We start from the raw sequence: 20,303 nt of genomic DNA, 5'->3' as shown, positions 1-20,303 counted from the left end.
AATCGATCCAATTCCGTTAGACAGTCTCCGGGCTGCCCGAATGCGGGCGGCAGGATGCTGCCTGCGACAGGGGAAACTGATGAACCGGGTATTCCGCATCGTATGGTCCACGGCCGTGGGCGCGTGGGTGGTGGCCTCTGAACTGGCTGGCAAGCATGGCAAGGGTCGCGGCCGTGCCGCCACCACCGATGAACGCCCGGGATTGCGCCGCAGCCCCTCGGGCGTGGCGCTGCCGCTCGCCATCGTCGCCGCCCTCGCCACGCTGCATGCCCCGACGGCATCCGCGGTGGATCGCTACTGGGACGTCAACGGCGGTTCCTCCGGCAGCGGTGGCACGGGCACCTGGGATACCAGCACCGCGCTGTTCAACAGCGCGAGCGACGGCGTGGCGGGTCCGTTCGTCAAGTGGAACAACGCGGCACTCGATAACGCGGTATTCGCCGGCACGGCGGGCACGGTGACGCTAAGCGGTGGGATCACGGCGCAGACGCTGACGTTCTCGACCGGCAACTACGAGCTCGATGGCGGCACGCTCACCCTTGGCGGCGCGACGCCGACGATCAACGCCACCGGTGCCACCACCATCAATTCGGTGATCGCCGGCAACGCCGGGCTGACGAAGACCGGCGGCGGTGCGCTCACGCTGGGTGGCGTCAACACCTTCAGTGGGGGCATCAATGTCCAGGCCGCCGGACTCATCGTCAACGGTGACGCGGCGCTTGGCGCGGCAAGCAATGGGATCACGCTGGCCTCGGGCACGTCCCTTACCTCCACCGCCACGCTGCTTGCGTCGACCCGCACGGTGACGACCACGGGCACGGGCGACGTCACGCTGCGCGGCGCGGTGGGCTCGGCGCGTTACACGGGCACGGCCGGCGTGCTCGCGGTGAGCGGCGTGAACATGAGCAATGCGGCCAGCGATTACACCGGGCGCACGGTGTTCTTCGGCGGTGGCGGTGGTTATGGATTTACCTCCATTGCCAACCTCGGCGTCGCGAGCGCGCTTGGCGCGCCCACGGATCCGACGACGGGCACGATCATCGTCCAGGCCGGCGGCGGCCTTAGCGGTACGGTGTCCTACAGTGGCGCCGGCAACAGCTCGAACCGTGACTGGCAGTTCCAGAACACCTCCAGTGGCGGCACGACGCTCAGGAACACGGGTACGGGCACGCTGCACCTGATGGGTAACATCACAGCGGTCAACCAGTGGTTGACCAGCATGGCCTTCCAGGCCGTCAACGCCGACATCGACCTGGGTGGCATCCTCAGCAGTACCTCCGATCGCGTCTTCGTCTATTCGGGTAGCGCCGGTCGCAAGGTCACGCTCGCAGGCAACAACACGTACACCGGCTCGTCCCAGATCAACACGATCACCGCCGAGGCGAATGTCCTGGCGGATTCGGGCACCGCCAGTTCGTTCGGCACCGGCACGGCCTCGGGCGCCGTGATCGCCCTCGTCAACGGCACGCTGAGCTACAAGGGCGGTGCCGCCGGCAGTAACCGGGCGTGGACCGTCGACGGTACCAATGCGATCAACAACGACAGCGCGACGGGCGGCCTGGCGCTGACCGGCAACGCGTCGTACATCGCCGGCGGTACCGATACCCTCGCGCTCGGTGGCACCTACACGGGCACCAGCACCTTTGGGGGCGTCATCAGTGGCGTGGGCAACGTCACCAAGAACGGCGCGGGCACGTGGGTGCTTGGTGGGGCCAACACCTACACGGGCAAGACCACCGTCACCTCCGGCACCCTCGTCGCCGGCACGAACCAGGCCTTCGCGGGCACCAGCGGGCTGCAGGTCGACGGGGGCATGCTCGACCTCAACAGCCAGTCGATTACGGCCCCCTCGCTTGCCGGCGCGGGCGGCACGGTCGCGCTCGGCAGTGGCACCCTCACGCTCAAGTCGTCAACGGGTACGGCGGCATACAGCGGCGCCATCACCGGAACGGGCGGGCTGACGAAACTCGGCGCGAGCACGCAGACGCTGAGCGGCGCCAATACATACACGGGCGCCACGACGATTGGCGGCGGCACGCTCGCGCTGAACTTCGCGGCGGCGGGGGCACCGGCCAGCAACATCCTCAGTGCCGCGTCCGCGCTCAACCTCAACGGTGGCGCCCTCACCATCACCGGCCGCGCCGGCGCAAACAGCCAGGCCTTCAGCGAGCTGGACATCAACGCCGGCAGCAACCGCATCAGCGCCACCGCCGCATCCGGCGGCACGCTCGGCGTGGACGTCGGCGGGATCACCCGCACGGGTGGCCTCATCGATTTCGGCTTCAACACCGGTGCAACGATCAGCACGACCCATGCCGATGGCGTGCTCGGCGGCTGGGCCACCGTGAACGGCACCGACTACGCGCAGGTCACCGGCGGCGTCATCGGCGCGTTCACCAATTACGCGAACAAGGATGATGCGAGCCAGTGGCTCAGCGGCGACATCGTGAGCGATGCCGGCGGCGCGGCGAATACGCCGTACACCAACACCGTGAATGGCAACGTCGCCCTGGGTGGCCTGAAGTACACCGCGTCGGCGGCCTCCACCGTGACGGTGGGGGCCGGCAACACGCTGGGCGTGGATGGCAGCATCATCGTCGCGCCCACGGCCGCGGGCGGGGCGCAGAAGATCCAGGGTGGTTCGATGACCGGCGGTGCCGGCGGCAGCCCGCTGGGCGTGCTCCAGAACAGCACCGGCACGTTCACCATCGCGTCGACCATCGTGGACAACGGCGGCGCGACCTCGTTCGCCGCGGGCGGCGCGGGGACGGGCACGGTCGCGCTGACGGGGGCAAACACCTACACCGGCGGCACCACGGTTAGCGGCGGCACGCTCGCCTTCAGCAGCGTGGCCAACGGCGGCGCTGCGAGCGCACTCGGCGCGTCGACCGCGGATGCGGCGAATCTCGTCCTGGAGAACGGCACGCTGCGCTATACCGGCGTCACGGCAGGCACGGACCGCGGCCTGACGCTGGTGAACGGTGGCCCCTCGCGCACGATCCAGGTAGACGGCACCACCAACCTCAGCTTTGGCGGCCAGGTGACCAGCCCGGATGATGCCGGTTTCACGAAGACCGGCGCCGGGACCCTCACGCTGTCGAATGCGACTAACGACTTCGTTGGCCCGCTGGTGGTCAGCGCCGGCCTCGTCGCCACGGGCACGCTTGCCGATGGCGGCCAGGCGAGCGGCATCGGCGCCGGCACCAGCGACGCGTCGAGCCTCGTGCTGCAGAATGGCGGCGGCCTGCAGTACACCGGCGCCACGGCGTCGACCGACCGTGGCTTCACGCTGGCGGCGGGTAGCGGTGTCGTCAACGTGGCCAACGCGGGCACGACGCTGACCGATGGGGGCACGATCATCGGTGCCGGCCGACTGAGCAAGGATGGCGATGGCGTGCTCGTCCTGACGGGTGCGAATACCTACACGGGCGGCAACGTCGTCACGGCGGGTACGCTTCGTGCCGGTTCCAGCCAGGCCTTCGGCGGCACGGCTACCGGCGCCGGTGCCGGGCCGATGACGGTGAACCCGGGCGCGACGCTCGACCTGGCCGGATTCAACACCTGGATGGCGGGCCTGAATGGCTCGGGCAACGTGACGCTCGGCTCGGGCACCTTGCAGAGCAACGGCAACGGCAGCTTCGCCGGCGCGATCACCGGCACGGGCGGCGTGCTGATCTCTGCGCACAGCCAGACGATGAGCGGCTGCGGCAACGCGTATACCGGCGTCACCACGCTGGCGAGCGCCTCGATCACCACGGATTGCCTCGCCAACGGTGGCCAGGCGAGCGGCATCGGCGCGGCCACCAGCGCATCGTCCAACCTGGTGCTGCAGGGCGGGACGATCGTCTATACCGGCACCAGCGTCGACATCGATCGTGGCATGCAGATCACCTCGAGCAGCGCGCTCAACGTGAGCAACGCGGCGACCACGCTGGGGGTCTCCGGCGTGATCACGGGCACGGGCCTGCTGCAGAAACTGGGCGCGGGCACGCTGGTCCTATCCGGCGCGAACAACTACACGGGCGGCACGTACGTGCGGGCCGGCATCCTGCGCGCGAACGTCACCAATGCACTGAACACCGGCCCATTGCGCCTTGACGACACGGCCGGCGCGCAGTTCGACCTCAACGGATTCAACACCTCGGTGGCCGTGGTGACCGGCGGCGGCACGACCGGCGGCAATATCGCCCTCGGTGGTGCGACCCTCACCACCAATGGCGCGTCGTCGGCAGGCGTGGGCATGTATTCCGGTGCCATCACCGGCAACGGCAACATCGTCAAGAACACCGGCAGCGTGCAGTACCTGGCGGGCACCGACAGCACCTATATCGGCACCACGACGGTGAACGCCGGCACGCTCGCGGTGCAGTCGCTGACCAATGGCGGTACGGCCAGTTCGCTGGGTGCCTCCAGCAGCGCCGCAGGCAATATCGTCATCATCGGCGGCACGCTGCAATACCTCGGCACCGGCGACAGCACCGATCGCCTGTTCACGCTGGGCGCCTCCGCCAGCAGCGCGATCGACGCGGAAGGCACCGGTGCCCTCCAGTTCACCAACACCGGCGCCGTCGCCTATGCCACCAACAACACCGCGCAGACAGTGACCCTGACCGGTGCCAGCACGGCGGATAACAGCCTCGCCGCGACGCTGGCGGACAACGGGAGCGGCAAGACCTCCCTGCGCAAGACCGGTACCGGCACGTGGATCCTGCGCAATCCCGCCAGCACGTACACGGGTGTCACAACCATCGTCGGCGGCGTCCTGGGCGTCGACAAGCTGACCAATGGCGGGACGGCGAGCAGTATCGGTGCGTCGTCGAATGCCGCGGCCAACCTGGTCATCGGCAGCGGCGCGACGCTTCGCTACACGGGCGCTGGCGACACCACAGACCGCCTGTTCACCCTGTCGACGGGTTCAAGCGTCATCGAATCGTCGGGCACGGGCGCCATCGTATTCAGCAACACGGGCTCGGCCGCGTATGCGAATAGCGGGGACCGCACGCTTGGCCTGGGCGGCAACAACACCGCCGACAACACGATGGGCGGCTCGATCATCAACGGCCCCGGCGGCATCACCACCGTCGCCAAGAACGACGCGGGCACGTGGCTTCTCACGGGTAACAACACCTACACCGGCAACACGGTGATCAACGGTGGCATCCTGCAGCTCGGCAACGGCGGTACCACCGGTTCCATCGCCAGCCCGAGCGTCATCGTCGCCGCAGGTACCCTCGCGTTCAACCGTTCCGACGCCATGACACTGGATGGCACGATCTCCGGTGGCGGCAGCGTGCAGCAGAAGGGCACGGGCACCACGGTGCTCACCGCGACAAACACCTACACCGGTGGCACCAGCATCAGCGGCGGCACGCTGCAGCTCGGTAACGGTGGCGCGAGCGGCTCGATCGTGGGCAACGTGGCCGACAACGGCACCCTGGCCTTCAACCGTTCGGACGCCTTTGGCTTCACGGGCGCCATTTCAGGCAACGGAGGCGTGGCCCAGCGCGGCGTCGGCACCACCAAACTGACGGCGGCCAACAGCTACAAGGGCGCGACGAGCGTCGAGGCGGGTACGCTGCTTATCGACGGCAACCAGGCCGGTGCGACGGGCGCAACCACCGTCCAGACCGGCGGCACGCTCGGTGGTACGGGCGTGATCGGTGGCGACGTCAACGTCGCCAACGGTGGCATCCTCGCGCCGGGCGATGCCGGCACGGCCGGTACGCTCACCGTGAACGGCAGCCTCTCGGTGGCTGCAGGCGGCGCGCTGAACTACCAGTTCGGGCAGCCTGATGTGGTGGGTGGTGCGTTGAACGACCTGACCGTCGTGCATGGCAACCTCACGCTGGACGGCACGCTGAACGTGTCGGTCACGCCGGGCGGCAGCTTCGGGCCGGGCCTGTACCGGATCATCAGCTACGACGGCGCGCTTAATGACCAGGGCCTCGCCCTCGGCACCACGCCCAGCGGCTCGTACCAGGTGCAGACCTCGGTGGCGAACCAGGTCAACCTGCTGAACAGCTCCGGCCTCACCCTGAACTTCTGGGACGGCCCGGCCGGCCATGCGAACCAGACGGTCGACGGTGGCAGCGGCGTGTGGCAGAACGCCAGCGGCAACAGCAACTGGACCGACCCGACCGGTGCGTACAACGCGCCGTACACCAACGGCGAGTTCGCCATCTTCATGGGCACGCCGGGCACGGTCACGGTCGACAACGGCCTGGGCAACGTCACCAGCGCGGGCATGCAGTTCGCGGTGGATGGCTACCGCGTCAATGGCGATCCGGTCACGCTCGTCGGCGGCCCGTCCATCATCCGCGTGGGTGACGGCACGGCCGCCGGCGCCGGCATGACCGCCACGATCGACGCGACGCTCGCGGGGACGGGTGGGCTGCAGAAGGAAGACTTCGGCACCCTCGTGCTCAATGGCATCAACACCTACACCGGCGGCACCGCCGTGAATGCCGGCACCCTGGCTATCGCCAGTGATGCGAACCTCGGTGATGCCGCCGGTGGCCTCGCCATCGACGGCGCCACGTTGCGCACCACGGGCGTCATCAGCAGCGCGCGTGCGGTGACGATCAACCAGGGCGGAGCCACCCTCGACACCCTCGCTGACCTCAGCCTCACGGGCGTCGTCGATGGCGCGGGCGGCCTGACCAAGACCGCGGCCGGCATGCTCACGCTCACCGGCAACAACAGCTATGCCGGTGGCACGTCGATCAACGGCGGCACGTTGTCGGTGGCCAGTGACGCCAACCTGGGCAACGCCGCCGGTGCGCTCTCGCTCAGTGGCGGTACCCTGCAAAACGCGGGCGCGTTCACCTCCGCGCGCGGCGTGACGCTGGGCGCCGGTGGCGGCACCTTCAACACGCAGGCCGACCTCACGCTCAGCGGCACCATCGCTGGCCCGGGGGCGCTGGCCAAGGCCGGCAACAGCACGCTGGTGCTTGCGGCGGATGAAACGTATGCCGGTGGCACGACGATCGGCGCCGGCGTGCTCCAGCTCGGTAACGGCGGCACGGCGGGTTCGGTCAGCGGCCCCGTCGTCGACAACGGCACGCTGGTGTTCAACCGCAGCGATACGTTCACCCTGGCTGGGCTGGTTTCCGGCACTGGCACGGTGGAACAGCGGGGCAGCGGCACGACGGTGCTCACGGGTACCAACAGCTATACCGGATCGACGGCGGTCCGTGGGGGCGCGCTGTTCGTCAACGGCGACCAGTCCACGGCGACGGGTGCGACCACGGTGGACGCAGGCGCCACGCTGGGCGGCAAGGGCACGATCGGCGGCGACGTCACGCTGGCCGATGGCGCCGCGCTGAATGCGGGCGACGTCGGCAGCACACCGGGCACCCTGTCGATTCGCGGCAACCTGGCGTTCAACGACACCTCCGGCCTCAACGTCGACCTGGGCCAGGCCAACGTGGTGGGTGGCCCGCTCAACGACCTGGTGAAGGTCAACGGCGACCTCACTCTCGACGGCCAGCTCAACGTATCGGTCTCGTCCGGCGGTAACTTCGATCCGGGCATCTACCGGATCATCGGCTACAACGGCAACCTCACCAATAACGGCCTGTCGATCGGCACGGTGCCGTCGCCGAACTACTTCCTGCAAACCTCGGTCGCCCAGCAGGTCAACCTGGTCAATACCAACGGCCTGCCGGTGAATATGTGGGATGGCAATGGCGGTCGCGGTGATGGCATCGTCGACGGCGGCGATGGCGTGTGGCAGAACAGCAGCGGCAACGACAACTGGACCCTGCTCGACGGCACGATCAACGCACCGTTCGCTGACGGCAGCTTCGCGATCTTCGCCGCAGCGCCGGGTACCGTGACGGTCGACGGCAGCCTCGGCGCGATCAACGCCAGCGGCATGCAGTTTGCGACGGACGGCTACCGCATCGAAGGCGATAGCATCGCCCTCACGGGTGCATCGCCGGTCATCCGCGTCGGCGATGGCACGACCGACGGCGCCGCGATGACGGCCACGATCGCCGCGCAGCTGACCGGCGCCGACGGCATGACCAAGTCGGATCTCGGCACCCTGGTGCTGGCGGCCGACAACACGTATGGCGGCAATACCACCATCACCGGCGGCACGCTGCAGCTCGGCGAGGGCGGCACCGCGGGTTCCATCCTCGGCGACGTGGCGAATGGCGGCACGCTAGCTTTCGATCGCTCCGACACCGTCACCTTCGGTGGCGCGATCTCGGGCACGGGCGCCGTGACGCAGCTCGGCGCGGGTACCACGGTGCTCACCGGCAGCAACAGCTACAGCGGCGTGACCACCGTGCAGGGCGGCACGCTGCTGGTCAATGGCGATGCCAGCATGGCCACCGGCGCAACGAACGTGCAGGCCGGGGCGACGCTTGGTGGTAGTGGCATCCTCGGCGGCGACGTCAACGTGGCCGACGGCGGCACGCTCAGTCCCGGGGCCACCGCGGGCGCGTCAGGCACGTTGACGATCAACGGTAACCTCGTGCTCGGTGCGAATGCCACGCTGGATTACCAGCTCGGCCAGGCGGGAACACCCGGTGGCCCGTTGAACGACCTGACCGTCGTCCACGGCAACCTGACGCTGGATGGCACGCTGAACGTCGCGACCACGGCCGGTGGCGCTTTCGGTGCCGGCGTGTACCGTCTCGTCAGCTACGACGGCGCGCTCACGGATAACGGCCTGCAGCTCGGGGCGATGCCGGCGGCCGATAATTTCGTGCAGACCTCGATCGACCACCAGGTGAACCTGGTGAACGCGAACGGCCTCACCCTGAACTTCTGGGATGGCCCGGGCCACGCCAATGATGGTGCCATCACCGGCGGCAGCGGCACCTGGCGCCTCGCTGACAACGACTACTGGACCGACGCCACCGGTGCGATCAATGCGCCTTACAGCGAAGGGGCGTTCGCCGTGTTCGGCGGCACGGGTGGCACGGTGCAGGTGGATAACGGCAACGGCCTGGTCAGTGCGTCGGGCATGCAGTTCCTGGCCGATGGCTACCACGTCACCGGTGGCGACATCAGCCTGGTCGGCGGTGCCGCGGCGATCCGCGTGGGTGATGGCAGTGCCGCGGGTGCCGGCATCACCGCGACGATCGACGCGGCGCTGAACGGCGCGGGCATGCTGGTGAAGGATGATCTCGGCACCCTGGTGCTCAACGGCAGCAACACCTATGCCGGAGGAACCACCGTCCACGCCGGCACGCTGCAGGTGTCGCGTGACGCCAACCTCGGCAACGCGCTCGGCCAACTCTCGATCGACGACGCGACGCTGCACAGCACGGCGTCGTTCACCAGCGCGCGCAGCGTGGGCCTGGGTGGCGATGCGACGGTCGCCACGGATGCGGGCACGACGCTCAGCCTCAGCGGCGGTGTCGGAGGCAGCGGCAGCCTGACCAAGGCCGGCGCGGGCACGCTCCTGCTGGGTGGCGCCTCCACGTACGACGGTGCCACCACGGTGGCGGAAGGCACGCTGGCCGCGGGCACCGTAAACGTCTTCAACCATGCGTCCGATACCAGCGTGCAGGCTGCTGGTACGCTCGACCTCGGCGGCCATGCCCAGCAGGTCGCCTCGTTGTCGAACGCCGGTACCGTGCACTTCGGCGCCACGCCCGGCACGGCGTTGACGGTGCAGGGCGATTACGTGGGGCAGGGCGGCACGCTGCAGTTCACCACGGCCCTGGGCGGTGATGCCTCGGCCACCGATACCCTTGTCGTCACCGGCAATACCTCGGGCAACTCGCTGGTGACCGTCACCAACGTGGGCGGCGCCGGCGCACCCACGGCCCAGGGCATCAAGCTGATTGACGTGCAGGGCACCTCCGGCGGCACGTTCGCGCTGAAGGGTGATTACCTGTTCCAGGGCGACCAGGCCGTGGTCGCGGGCGCTTATGCCTACCGCCTGTACAGGGACAGCCCGAATACGGTGGACGGCGACTGGTACCTGCGTTCGGCGTTGACGACGACCGCGGGTGACCCCGGCAACGGCGATCCGACGGGTGGCGACCCGACGGGCGACGACCCGGGCAACGGTGGCGATGCCGGCCCGCTCTACCAGCCGGGCGTGCCGGTCTACGAGGCGTACGCGGGCATGCTGCAGCAGGCCAACGCCCTCGACACCCTGTTCCAGCGCACCGGCAACCGCCAGTGGGCCGACGAACAGGTGCGTGACGGCATGCAGCCGGGCGAAGGCGCGTGGATCCGCGTGCAGGGTGGCGACCAGACGATCAAGCCGGCGTCGAGCACCAGTGGTGCGAACTACGACCTCTCCAGCTCGAAGTCCGAGTTTGGTGCCGATGCGCTCCTGGCGCAAGGTGGCGATGGCAAGCTCGTCGGCAGTGCGTCGTTGCAGTACGGCCAGCAGAGCACGAGCATTCGCTCCGCTTACGGTGATGGCAGCATCAACACGCACACCTATGGCGTGGGTGCCGCCCTCACCTGGTATGGCGACGATGGTTTCTACGTCGACGGCCAGGCCCATTGGCTGCGCTTCAAGTCCGACCTGCATTCGAACTCGCTGGCACGCGTGCTGACCGATGGCAACAAGGCCGCGGGTTACGCGTTCGGCGTGGAAGCGGGCAAGCGCTTCTGGCTTACCGATAGCTGGACGATCACGCCACAGGCCCAGGTGAGCTATGGCCGCACCGCGTTCGACGGCTTCAACGACGCCTTCGATACCCGCGTGTCCCAGGCGGATGGCAAGGCCGGCGTTGCGCGCGGCGGTGTCACGGTGGATTACCTGCGTACCCGCCAGGGTGATGCCGGTGCCGTGACCACCCATGTGTACGCCATCGCCAATGTCTACGACCACTTCAAGGACCAGACCCGCGCCGACGTCGCCGGCACGGACGTCGGCACGCGGAACGAACGCTGGTGGGGTGGCCTGGGCGTCGGCGGTGCGCTGGACTGGGCCGGTGGCCGCTATTCGGTCTACGGCGAAGTCCAGGGCCAGAATGCGCTGTCCGACGGTGGCCACTCACACGGGGTGAGTGGCACGCTGGGCTTCCGCATGCACTGGTAAGACGATGCGCTAGTCGTCGACGGCGTAAGCAAGCCGTCGGCGCAGCGAGGGACAGGCCGGCGCGTGGCCCCCGGGGCCACCGCAGGCGATCAAGGCGGACGACGCCATCCACGCCGCGGCATCGAAGGCGATGTGCGAGCCAACGGGGGGCGCCTCCATGCCCATGCGCCGTAACGCGTCACGCAACACGTGGATGCGCCCCCGGCGCCGCGTGGCGGCGGTGTTGTACGTAAAGCTGATGGTCCGCGAGGCTTCGGTGCTGGTTTCCACCATATGCGGGCTGGTCAGGGGCATGTACACGCCCGTGCCGGGTTTGAGGTGAAACACATGAGCGCGTGCCCTGAAGGTTTCGTCCCACCGCGCCCGGCTCAGGTCATGGCGTGCGTGGAAGTCGTCTCGCACGCGATCGCCAAGGGTCTCGCGGTCCGTGGGATCCCAGACGTAGACCGTCTTGGTACCGGACACCTGGCACAGGAGGACGTGGCTGCGATCGATGTGGAACGGCGTGCAGGTGTTGGGCGACGCCGAGAAGATCCAGCCCGCGCGGTAGTACACGCCGGGGTCCACGCGCTCGATATGCTCGATGATCGGTTCGAAGGCCTCATCGACCAGCGTGCGATACGTGGGATCGGCCTGGATATGCCGAAGCAGCACCCACGCCTTGGCGTCTTCGATGGCATTGAGCGAGGCCACGGCCGACTGCCCGGAAGGGTAGAGCTCGGCAGCGGCATCGAAGTCCGTACCCGGTTCCACGCCGCTTGCGAAGCTGTACCAGCGGTTCGTGCCGCGGCATCGTTTGCCGAGTTCAACCAGCGCCTCACGCTGCAGGAGCGGGTGGTCGATCAGGTTGTGGGTGAGGGGCGTAACGCGCATGGGATCGAACTCATCCCACGCCAGTGTGATCAGCGGAGCACTCGGAGATGTCATGGGCGGTCACCGTTCGGGGGCCACGCATCGTGTGCGTGTGCACTACCTGCCGAGGACGGTTATACGCCCGGGATTTTGCCGGGCTACCTAGCCATTCCGGTCTATGCCAAGGGCCTTAAACCGTTGGTGGGAGCGGGATCCGGCGAGAATTCGTAGTATCTTTCGAAATAGGCCGGTCAGTAAAATGTCACATGCAGACGGGCCGAAGAGAAGCTCTCGCTAGCCCCATGATTTTCAGCTCGTATGTTCGGCTGGCCCGGTTATTCGCGACATCCTCTCGCAGCTACCGGCGGTACGCATGACGTAAGTTCACGGCGCCCGAAGCGTTGGGAATAGGTCGGAAGACCGAGGCCCGGGGTGGTACGGTTCGGCATCTTTCAACCAGTGATCAGGAATGCCTTCGATGGATTGAATCTCTCCGCGCGTCGCATCTCTCCTCGCCGCGTTTCTCATCTTCACCCTGGCCGAGCGGTGGGTTGCCAGCCCTCTGGCGTTATTCACCACCAACGCGTCGAACGCATTACCCTGGTCGCTATCGACGTTGCTGTGGGTCATGCCCCAGGCGCTTGTCGCTGGCGTGGTGGGCTGGCTCGTTGCCAGTCGGCTTAGGGAAACGCCTGTCGTTGCATGCCTGGTCGCGGGAAGCTTCTTTCTGTACTACGCACTGACACACTGGCAGCACACGCGGCTGATCCTGGATCCCGTGGCCGGCATCGATGTGGCCGCGGAATCGCTGGCTGTACCTGCCGGCTTCCTCCTCGCGTACTTTCTTCGCCGGCGTCTCGTCCGCGGCGCGCGTGACACCTCCGTCGTGCGCCTGGCGATCGCCCTGGCCGCGGTCACCCTCGTCGAACTGTATGTGCTCCGCTACATCAATGGCTGGTTGTTTACCGGCCTGAGCGATACCCCGGAAATGCTTGCCCCGCTTTGGGTGAGCCTCGGCCAGGCGGTTACCTACCTTGTCGCTGGATACAGCGCGAGGCGATGGGCGTGGCTCACCCCCGTCGATGCCACCCTGATGGTGTGTTACGCGTGCTTCTTTCATGTGGAGCTATGGCTCTGGACAGCCAGCTATACGCCGACCTTCCTTGCCGTGGCCGTCGTCTGGCTTCCGGTGGTGGTGATGCCGCCAGCGTTTGCGCTGGGTTGGTGGTCAGCACACCGCTCAAGGGTGGCAACCTGAGGGTTCCCCACCCGCAATCTGGGGGAGATCCCCGATGTTCGCCATGGCCCGTCTTCTTAGTCTGGTCTCGCAGCTCACGCCATGTGATGGGCCTGCTCGCCAAGGGGCTATCGAATGCGGAGATCGCACAGCGCATCGTGCGCTCGGAAAAAACCGTCGAGCACCATATTTCAGCGATCCTGCGGAAGCTGGATGTGTGCTCGCGTGGCGAAGCGGTGGCCGCGGCGGAAAGGCTGGGCCTGACCGATATCGGATAGCGCGCGCGGCTCCACCCTCAGGCCTTGAGGCCAGGCGTGAACTCCCGACGCCACGTCCCTGGCGTCATGCCGGTGCGTTCGGTGAACACCCTGCGGAAGGCGGCGACGGACCGGTAACCCACCGCGTCGGCAATGGCCTCCGTGGCAAGCGTAGAGGTCTTCAGGGCATTCGCCGCAAGGCTTATCCGGATGTCCTGCAGCAGGTCCGTGGCCGAGCGCCCGAGGGCGTCCTGGAACCGTCGCATGAAGGTCGCCCGCGACATGCTGCTCAGGGCGGCCAGCTCGGGCAGCGTCCAGGCACGCGCCGGTTGATCGAACATCGCGGCAATGGCCGGCGCAAGCCGCGGATGGCTGGCGAGCATCAACAAGCCCGGCGGTGACGCGGCGCCTTCGCTCGACGCACGCAGCACGAGGGTGAAAAGCGCGGCGGATAGCGCATTCAACAGCGCGTAGCCACCCAGTCGCTCGCTGTCTGCTTCCCCTCGCATGAGTGATAGGAGCGCGTGCAACTGGGCGGTCGCGGTCGCGGTCGCCTCGCCGTGGCCCTCGCCGCGGCGGACGACGAGCACCGGGGGGAAGTAGTCGCGAAGCCAGCGACTATGCGGCGCGGCGATCATGAATCGTCCGCAGACCATCTCCAGCCGCTCGCCCGCACCGGTGTTCTCACTGAGCAGGACGTTGAGCACCTCGCGCTCGGTGACCGGACCAGGCGGCACCCCCGTGGCGTCGCGCAGCACGTGGCCGTCGCCATGGGGATACAACACGATGTCTCCCGCCGAGAGGCGGTCGGCTTCCTCGCCGCGCGGACCTTCGAGGACCGCCGTGCCGGCCATGACCACGTGGTACGGCATCTCCCCGATGGGGGAGTCCTGGTACGTGACATTCCACGGGGCGCCGTACGAACAACGGATTTCCACCCGCCCACTCAGCGACACGGTGGCGAGAAAACGGCTGAGCCAATCGATGTTCGGCGCCATGGCGGCTGGCCTGATGATCCTTTTGAGCAGTTTATAGCGCCTATCGAGACTCGTCGAGGTCAGCGGAGCGGCGGAGAATTCCCCCATCCCAACACCACCCCGATCAGGAGTACGCCATGAGCCGCATCACTATCCCCGCCCTCGAAACTGCCACCGGCGCCACTGCCGAACTGTACGCCCAGGTCCGCAAGATGACCGGCGGGCAGGTGCCCAACCTCTACGCCGCCATGGGCCATCTGGCACCGGCCGTCCTGGCCTCGTATTTCGGCGCCGAGGGCGTGCTCGCGAGCACCGGCCTGTCGAAGAAAGACCTTGAGACGATCAAGCTGCTTGTCAGTGCGCAGACCGGTTGCGACTACTGCGTCGCCGCGCACAACATGCTGGCGAAAATGGCTGGCCTGACCGCCGACGAGGCCCGCGCGATCCGCCAGATGCAGCCCACCGGCGATAGCAGGCGCGACGCACTGATTCGCTTCGTCCTGCTGATCCTGCGCGAGAGCGGCACGCTCCCCGCCGACGCCGTTACCGATATCCGCGCCGCGGGTTACAGCGATGCCGACCTCGTCGCTATCTCGCTGGCGATCGCCCTGATCATGTTCACCAACACGTTCAACCGCATCAATGATACGGATGTGGATTTCCCGGCGGTTGACTAACGTCGGCGGCGTGCGCGCTCGAGGGAGCGCGCACGCTTCATTGCACGGCCGATTTACGGCATCAGCACCTTATCGACGACATGAATCACGCCGTTGGACTGCATGACGTCGCCAATGGTGACGTTAGCGACGCCACCTTTGGCATCGGTAACGGTGAGCGTATTGCCCGACTGCATGACCGTCAGCGGCTCGCCTTCCACCGAGGTGAGCGAGCCCTTGCCGCCGCCCTTTGCCACCAGCGCCATCAGGTCCTTTGCGGTGTAGCGTCCGGACACCACGTGATAGGTAAGGATCTTGGTGAGCGTGGCCTTGTTCGCCGGCTTCACCAGATTGTCGACCGTACCGGCGGGCAGGGCATTGAAGGCTTCATTGGTCGGTGCGAACACCGTGAACGGGCCCGTGCCCGAGAGGGTGTCGACCAGGCCGGCGGCTTTGACGGCAGCAACCAGGGTGGTGTGGTCTTTCGAGTTCATCGCGTTCTGCACGATATTCCTGGTCGGGTACATCGCGGCACCACCGACCATGACCGCACGATCGGTTCCCATGGATTCCTGTGCGAAGACGGGAACACACATGGCAACACCAAGGGAAAGCATAAGCGCAGTGATCCTGGCGCGGTTCGGCTGGTTCGTCTTCATGGTGATTCCTTCGTAGGCCCGTCGTTGGGTCCTTAGTGATACGAAGGGTGTCGACTCGCGGATGCACCAGCGGAAGGAAAGAGGCACGGCGACACGTGAAGCCGGTCGTCACGGAATGGCTTGTTATGCGGGGCGTGCCATTGGTACGTTATCAAGCAGACGCTACAGGAGTTGCCCGTAGCCATGGAGCAGGGATGATGGGTGTCTTCGTGCGGCAAGTGATCCTGGTGCTGGTTTTGCTATCGGGAGGGACACTCAGCGTCCCATCGATCGCGGCAACGTCAGCTCCTCAAACCAGCGACGAACTTTCGGCCGTGATCTCCCAGCTGTGTTCAAGAAAGGTGGTCCTTCTCGGCGAAGACGCCAACCACGCCGGCACCCAGACCATCGCATTGAAGGCGGACATCGCCCGGCGCCTCATCACGTCATGCGGCTTTCGCGGCGTGGTCTTCGAAAGTCAGTTCTACGACTTCGTGGACGTTCAACGTGCACTCGACCAGGGAACGTCGAGCCTGCCCCAGTTCTCCAGCGCCATCGGCGCACTTTGGTCGCACTACGCCGAGTTCAAGCCCTTTGAGGCGTGGCTTTATGCGCAGGCCCTCGCAAAGCACGTGCTGGTGGCTGGCATCGACCCGCAAGTGGGCGGCATCGATGCACGCTTCTCGCAGGAAAAACTGCCGTCAGTGATCTCATCTGTACTTGGCGGTGATGATCGCGTGCGATGCCACGAAGCGATTGCCCGGCATAACGCCTGGGCCTATGACGATGCGCATCCTTTCGATGACGCGGCGTTCGCCACGCTCGATCAATGCCTTCGCACATCGGCAGTATCGACTACCGCTCACTCAGGAGTAGAGGCCGGGCGCACGGCCGCGATGATCGCCTCGTATCAAGCCTATCTGCGCTCGATTGCGCCGCACGCCGCGAACGGCGGTCTTCGCGACAAGGCGATGTACGAGAACCTGCTGTGGGTGCTGTCGCAATGGCCAAAAGATACCAAGGTGCTGATCTGGACCGCGACGGTTCATGCGGCGAAGGCGCCGATGGAAGGCAATACGCCAGGCCAGCAAACGTTGGGTACCTATATACGAAAAGCGTGGGGTGGCGACGCGTACGCGCTGGGATTCAGTGCCCTCGGTGGGGCGTATGGATCGACAGGCGGCCACGGCCAGGTTCATCCCCTGGTGGCGCCACCGCCGGACTCCCTGGAGGCGCTGGCCTTCAGCAAAGCGCCGGACCGGGAAGCCGCTCGCTTTCTGGACGAGAAGGTGTTGAAGCGTCTTGGAAACGTGCCCGGGCGTGCGTTCAACTACGGCACGTTCCAGACGGTGGACTGGTCCCGCTATGTGGATGGCATCGTGGTACTGCGAACAGAAACCGCGCACGCTGCTGTTGATTAGCTGGCGACGCGTTCGGTGCGGCGGAGCAGCTTCCTCAGGCCGCTTTCGACGATCTCGGCAAACACTTTCGGTTCGCCATATGCACGCGCCGTGAGCATCGCGCCGTACACGATCGACATGAAGGATTCGGCTTCGAGCCGCGCGCTGCCGTGCAGCTCGAACAGGCCCAGCTGGGCACCCTTGGTCAGCACCGTTTCGAGCCAGTTCGACAGGTCGCGGAAATGCGCCCGGACGTTCTCGGCCAGGTCGGCGGGCAGGGTGGGTAGCTCGCTGGCCAGCATGCCGGCGACGCAGAACGGTGCGGAGGCATCGGCGATGCAGCGCTCCCAATACCCGGTATAGAAGCGCAGCTGTTCTTCGGGGTCGAAGCCGCCGCCGTCCAGTGAACGCGTCTGCGCCACGATCAGGGCGCGCGATTCCTCCACCACGGCGCGGGCCAGGTCGGCCTTCGCAGGGAAATGGTGGTGGATGCTGGCCTTGCGCACCTGCACCTCTTCAGCGACATCGGCATAGCTGAAGCCGTTGTAGCCCCGGGTCTGGATCAGGTGGCGGGCCGAATCGATGAGCTTTTGCTGGGTGGTCATGGGCTTAGTCTATCAGTTAGTAGGTAGCCTTGGGCAACGGTGAACAGACCCATAGAGCCACTTGCCGAGCAAGCCTACCTACTAGTAGGCTTGCCATTCCCTACACCCAAGGACGCTCCCGTGAACTCGCTTCGCAATTTCTACTTCCTCCGCGCCGGTGTCGCCGCCGTCTGGATCGCCCTGGTCGTCATGACCGCCCCGGCCAGCCCCGCCATCACGGGCGCGCTTCTCTTCCTCTACCCCGCGTGGGATGCGGTCGCCAATCTCATCGACAGCCGCCGCAACGGCGGCCTCCGGGCCAATCCGGGGCAGGCGTTCAACGCCCTGGTGAGCGTGATCACGGCCGTGGCCATCGCCGTCGCCTTCTCCCTGCGCGGTAATGCGGGCGGCGTCCTCGTGTTCGGCGCCTGGGCGTTGCTGGCCGGCCTGTTCCAGCTCGCTGTCGGCATTCGCCGTCGCAAGCTGGGTGGGCAGGCCTTCATGATGATCAGTGGCGTCCAGTCGGCGCTGGCCGGCATCCACTTCATCATCCAGTCCTTCGCTGACGCCCCGGGCATCGTGCAACTGGCGCCGTACGCCGGATTCGGCGCCGTGTACTTCCTGCTCTCGGGGCTGTGGCTCACCTTCAGGAAGGTTCAGATCGTCCGCTGAAGCATGGCCTGCGCAGCGGATGCGGCCCAATCGGCCGTGTCCTTCGGAAAGATGTTGCGGAAGGGCCCCGTTCGTTCGGGGATCAGCTCCACCATCTTTCCGATCATGTCGGCGGGGTCGAGCCGCATTTCCGGCTTGTCGAGCAAGGCATCGGTCTGCGCCTTGTACGACGCCCGGCTCGTAAAGTTCTCGTCGTCATCGAGCCAGCGATACGCCGCCTCCACCATGCGCTCGTTGAAACCGGTGAAGAAGGGGCCGGGGTTGATCGTCTGCACCTGGATGCCAAACTCCTTCAACTCATCCTGCATCGCTTCCGCGATGGCCTGAAGGGCATGCTTGGTCGCTGAATAGCTGCCAAGCATGCCTGGGCTGACGACGGCCAGGATCGAGGACGTGAAAACCACCTTGCCCTTGATCTTGTTCAACACCCACCGGCGGACGACGCGCTGGGTGAGGTCAAGCAGGGCGAACACGTTCACCTGGAAGTTGTGTTCCACCAGGCCGATCGGGATCTCCGAGATCGGGCCGCCTTCACCGATGCCGGCGTTGTTCACGAGGATATCCATATCAAGCGTCGCGGCGTGGGCGATGTCGTACTCGTCCAGAAGGTCCAGCTTGGTCACGGTGAGGTTCGGCAGGTTCATGCCGGCGACCCTGTCGCGAAGTGCCGTCACCTGCGGCCATGATTCGGCCGTCGCGATGACGGTGTGTCCGTTCCGGGCCAGGCCCACCGCCGCGCCTTCACCCAGGCCTGAGCCCGCACCGGTAATCAGGATCGTTCTGGCCATGATCGTTCTCCTCGTCAAATACGAAGACATTGCGACGGCTGCGCGAACGAAGATTGGCCGGGACGGTTATGGGCAAATCGTTCCTCCAATCGACATGCCATATACGCGATAGAGCATTGATTTCGCTACGCTATGAGATATTTCGACGCTGTACTATTCTGGCGACTGCCCAACGCCAGGCATCTACCCATGCTGTCGACCTTCACCGCATCCGTTCCGCGCCTTCCCACGGAGCGCCTCCTGCTTCGGGAATACCGATCGGAAGATTTCGATGCCTTCGCCGCGCATCTTGCCGACGCGGAAAGCATGGCCCACCTCGACGTTCGCGACCGCAAGACCGCATGGCGCATCTTCGGGTCGCATGCCGGCATGTGGCTGCTGGATGGTGCGGGTTGGTGGGCGATGGAAGAGCGGGACACGGGCGCCGTGGTCGGCAGCGTCGGCACCTTCTATCGGGATGGATCGACGGTGCTGGAAATCGGCTGGAATACGTATCGCGCGTCGTGGGGCAGGGGTTTTGCCACCGAGGCCGCGGCGGCGGCACTCGCGTACGCGCTCGACGTCCGCGCTGAGCCGAAAGTCCATGCACTCATCGCGCCGGGCAACGTCTCGTCACTGCGCGTCGCGGAGCGGATTGGCCTGCGTTACGAAGGCGACACCGATCTCGACGGCCGCACCATCGGCAGCTTCACGCGATACCGCGACGGGCGAGCAGCGGAATAGCGACGCCCCACGTCGCCGCCAGCCAGCTCACGTAAAGCAGGGGCGTCCCCGTGAACTGGACAGCCTGCCATCCGCCCGCCGCGGCCAGGTAAGCGAGGGGACCACCGACGGCGCCAAGCAGCGCCCCGAGCCATGGGCGCGTCTGCGTGAACTGAAGCGACCGACCGATCGTGGTGGAGAAACACGCCCACAGCGTGAGTATCCAGAGCGGCGCGCCTTGCGAAGGAAACGCCGGCGATGGCGAGGCGTAATGCCACCAGCCGAGCAGGGCGGGGATGCCATCGACGAACATGCCCAGTGCGATCGCAAGGATGAGGCGCCTGAGGTCGGTGTGCCACTCACCCCCCGTAGCCACCTGCAAGATGACGAAGGCGGCTCCGGCGGCGATCGCAAGGCCCGGCGTGCCGCGCGCGGCGCCGACCACCAGCGCAAACCACACGGCCTGATAGCCGACAAAGTTGAGCACGCGCATCCACATAGCGGGTCCTTTGCAACATCT

Annotated in this window: 13 protein-coding genes; 7 read left to right on the top strand and 6 right to left on the bottom strand. The window is 66.4% G+C overall.

Features of this window, described 5'->3' with window-relative positions; translation table 11 throughout:
- Positions 1 to 79: 79 nt before the first annotated feature.
- The gene (locus tag FIV34_RS10110) at positions 80 to 11,020 is read left to right on the top strand and encodes an autotransporter-associated beta strand repeat-containing protein (protein WP_170207569.1); all 10,941 of its coding nucleotides are present in this window, start codon (positions 80 to 82) and stop codon (positions 11,018 to 11,020) included.
- Between the two features lie 9 nt (positions 11,021 to 11,029).
- On the opposite strand, the gene FIV34_RS10105 is transcribed toward FIV34_RS10110, so the two are convergent.
- Positions 11,030 to 11,947: a cupin-like domain-containing protein gene (locus tag FIV34_RS10105; RefSeq protein WP_139982286.1), complete on the bottom strand. Its 918-nt coding sequence runs from the start codon at positions 11,945 to 11,947 to the stop codon at positions 11,030 to 11,032.
- Between the two features lie 553 nt (positions 11,948 to 12,500).
- On the opposite strand from FIV34_RS10105, the gene FIV34_RS21110 reads away from it, so the two are divergent.
- A complete protein-coding gene (locus FIV34_RS21110) occupies positions 12,501 to 13,130 on the top strand; it encodes a hypothetical protein (RefSeq protein ID WP_211352746.1) in 630 nt (209 codons plus the stop codon).
- A gap of 86 nt (positions 13,131 to 13,216) precedes the next feature.
- Positions 13,217 to 13,387: a response regulator transcription factor gene (locus FIV34_RS21105; RefSeq protein WP_211352745.1), complete on the top strand. Its 171-nt coding sequence runs from the start codon at positions 13,217 to 13,219 to the stop codon at positions 13,385 to 13,387.
- 17 nt (positions 13,388 to 13,404) lie between these two features.
- On the opposite strand, the gene FIV34_RS10095 is transcribed toward FIV34_RS21105, so the two are convergent.
- A complete protein-coding gene (locus FIV34_RS10095) occupies positions 13,405 to 14,364 on the bottom strand; it encodes a cupin domain-containing protein (protein ID WP_139982280.1) in 960 nt (319 codons plus the stop codon).
- A gap of 116 nt (positions 14,365 to 14,480) precedes the next feature.
- On the opposite strand from FIV34_RS10095, the gene FIV34_RS10090 reads away from it, so the two are divergent.
- On the top strand, positions 14,481 to 15,020 hold the full coding sequence (locus FIV34_RS10090; protein ID WP_139982276.1) for a carboxymuconolactone decarboxylase family protein: 540 nt from the start codon (positions 14,481 to 14,483) through the stop codon (positions 15,018 to 15,020).
- A 53-nt stretch (positions 15,021 to 15,073) separates the two neighbouring features.
- Here FIV34_RS10090 and FIV34_RS10085 read toward each other — a convergent pair whose 3' ends face one another.
- On the bottom strand, positions 15,074 to 15,658 hold the full coding sequence (locus FIV34_RS10085) for a fasciclin domain-containing protein (RefSeq protein WP_139982272.1): 585 nt from the start codon (positions 15,656 to 15,658) through the stop codon (positions 15,074 to 15,076).
- Positions 15,659 to 15,852: 194 nt separating this feature from the next.
- Here FIV34_RS10085 and FIV34_RS10080 point away from each other — a divergent pair, with 194 nt between their 5' ends.
- Positions 15,853 to 17,058 carry an erythromycin esterase family protein gene (locus tag FIV34_RS10080; RefSeq protein WP_170207568.1) on the top strand — a complete coding sequence of 402 codons (1,206 nt, stop codon included), beginning with the start codon at positions 15,853 to 15,855 and terminating at the stop codon, positions 17,056 to 17,058.
- Here the strand turns inward: FIV34_RS10080 and FIV34_RS10075 are convergent.
- Positions 17,055 to 17,642, bottom strand: a complete 588-nt coding sequence (locus FIV34_RS10075; RefSeq protein ID WP_139982266.1) for a TetR/AcrR family transcriptional regulator — start codon at positions 17,640 to 17,642, stop codon at positions 17,055 to 17,057. The genes FIV34_RS10080 and FIV34_RS10075 overlap by 4 nt on opposite strands.
- 120 nt (positions 17,643 to 17,762) lie before the next feature.
- Between FIV34_RS10075 and FIV34_RS10070 the strand changes: the two genes are divergently transcribed.
- Positions 17,763 to 18,293, top strand: coding sequence for a hypothetical protein (locus FIV34_RS10070; RefSeq protein WP_211352744.1), 531 nt, complete (start codon positions 17,763 to 17,765; stop codon positions 18,291 to 18,293).
- On the opposite strand, the gene FIV34_RS10065 is transcribed toward FIV34_RS10070, so the two are convergent.
- Positions 18,278 to 19,081, bottom strand: a complete 804-nt coding sequence (locus FIV34_RS10065) for an SDR family oxidoreductase (protein ID WP_139982260.1) — start codon at positions 19,079 to 19,081, stop codon at positions 18,278 to 18,280. The genes FIV34_RS10070 and FIV34_RS10065 overlap by 16 nt on opposite strands.
- 189 nt (positions 19,082 to 19,270) lie before the next feature.
- Between FIV34_RS10065 and FIV34_RS10060 the strand changes: the two genes are divergently transcribed.
- Positions 19,271 to 19,804: a GNAT family N-acetyltransferase gene (locus tag FIV34_RS10060; protein WP_170207567.1), complete on the top strand. Its 534-nt coding sequence runs from the start codon at positions 19,271 to 19,273 to the stop codon at positions 19,802 to 19,804.
- On the opposite strand, the gene FIV34_RS10055 is transcribed toward FIV34_RS10060, so the two are convergent.
- The gene (locus FIV34_RS10055) at positions 19,770 to 20,276 is read right to left on the bottom strand and encodes a DUF2878 domain-containing protein (RefSeq protein WP_170207566.1); all 507 of its coding nucleotides are present in this window, start codon (positions 20,274 to 20,276) and stop codon (positions 19,770 to 19,772) included. The two genes, FIV34_RS10060 and FIV34_RS10055, sit on opposite strands and share 35 nt — an antisense overlap.
- Positions 20,277 to 20,303: the final 27 nt, after the last annotated feature.

Origin of the sequence: Luteibacter pinisoli (assembly GCF_006385595.1) — a bacterium.
Classification (GTDB): Bacteria; Pseudomonadota; Gammaproteobacteria; order Xanthomonadales; family Rhodanobacteraceae; genus Luteibacter; species Luteibacter pinisoli.
This window is presented reverse-complemented; position numbering and strand designations above follow the sequence as displayed.

Bases quoted from the DNA above. Each gene is read 5' to 3' on its own strand.
- FIV34_RS10065 (WP_139982260.1), bottom strand. From the start codon at position 19,081: ATGGCCAGAACGATCCTGATTACCGGTGCGGGCTCAGGCCTGGGTGAA.
- FIV34_RS21110 (WP_211352746.1), top strand. From the start codon at position 12,501: ATGCCCCAGGCGCTTGTCGCTGGCGTGGTGGGCTGGCTCGTTGCCAGT.
- FIV34_RS10090 (WP_139982276.1), top strand. From the start codon at position 14,481: ATGAGCCGCATCACTATCCCCGCCCTCGAAACTGCCACCGGCGCCACT.
- FIV34_RS10085 (WP_139982272.1), bottom strand. From the start codon at position 15,658: ATGAAGACGAACCAGCCGAACCGCGCCAGGATCACTGCGCTTATGCTT.
- FIV34_RS21105 (WP_211352745.1), top strand. From the start codon at position 13,217: ATGGGCCTGCTCGCCAAGGGGCTATCGAATGCGGAGATCGCACAGCGC.
- FIV34_RS10055 (WP_170207566.1), bottom strand. From the start codon at position 20,276: ATGCGCGTGCTCAACTTTGTCGGCTATCAGGCCGTGTGGTTTGCGCTG.
- FIV34_RS10060 (WP_170207567.1), top strand. From the start codon at position 19,271: ATGCTGTCGACCTTCACCGCATCCGTTCCGCGCCTTCCCACGGAGCGC.
- FIV34_RS10095 (WP_139982280.1), bottom strand. From the start codon at position 14,364: ATGGCGCCGAACATCGATTGGCTCAGCCGTTTTCTCGCCACCGTGTCG.
- FIV34_RS10075 (WP_139982266.1), bottom strand. From the start codon at position 17,642: ATGACCACCCAGCAAAAGCTCATCGATTCGGCCCGCCACCTGATCCAG.
- FIV34_RS10110 (WP_170207569.1), top strand. From the start codon at position 80: ATGAACCGGGTATTCCGCATCGTATGGTCCACGGCCGTGGGCGCGTGG.
- FIV34_RS10080 (WP_170207568.1), top strand. From the start codon at position 15,853: ATGATGGGTGTCTTCGTGCGGCAAGTGATCCTGGTGCTGGTTTTGCTA.
- FIV34_RS10105 (WP_139982286.1), bottom strand. From the start codon at position 11,947: ATGACATCTCCGAGTGCTCCGCTGATCACACTGGCGTGGGATGAGTTC.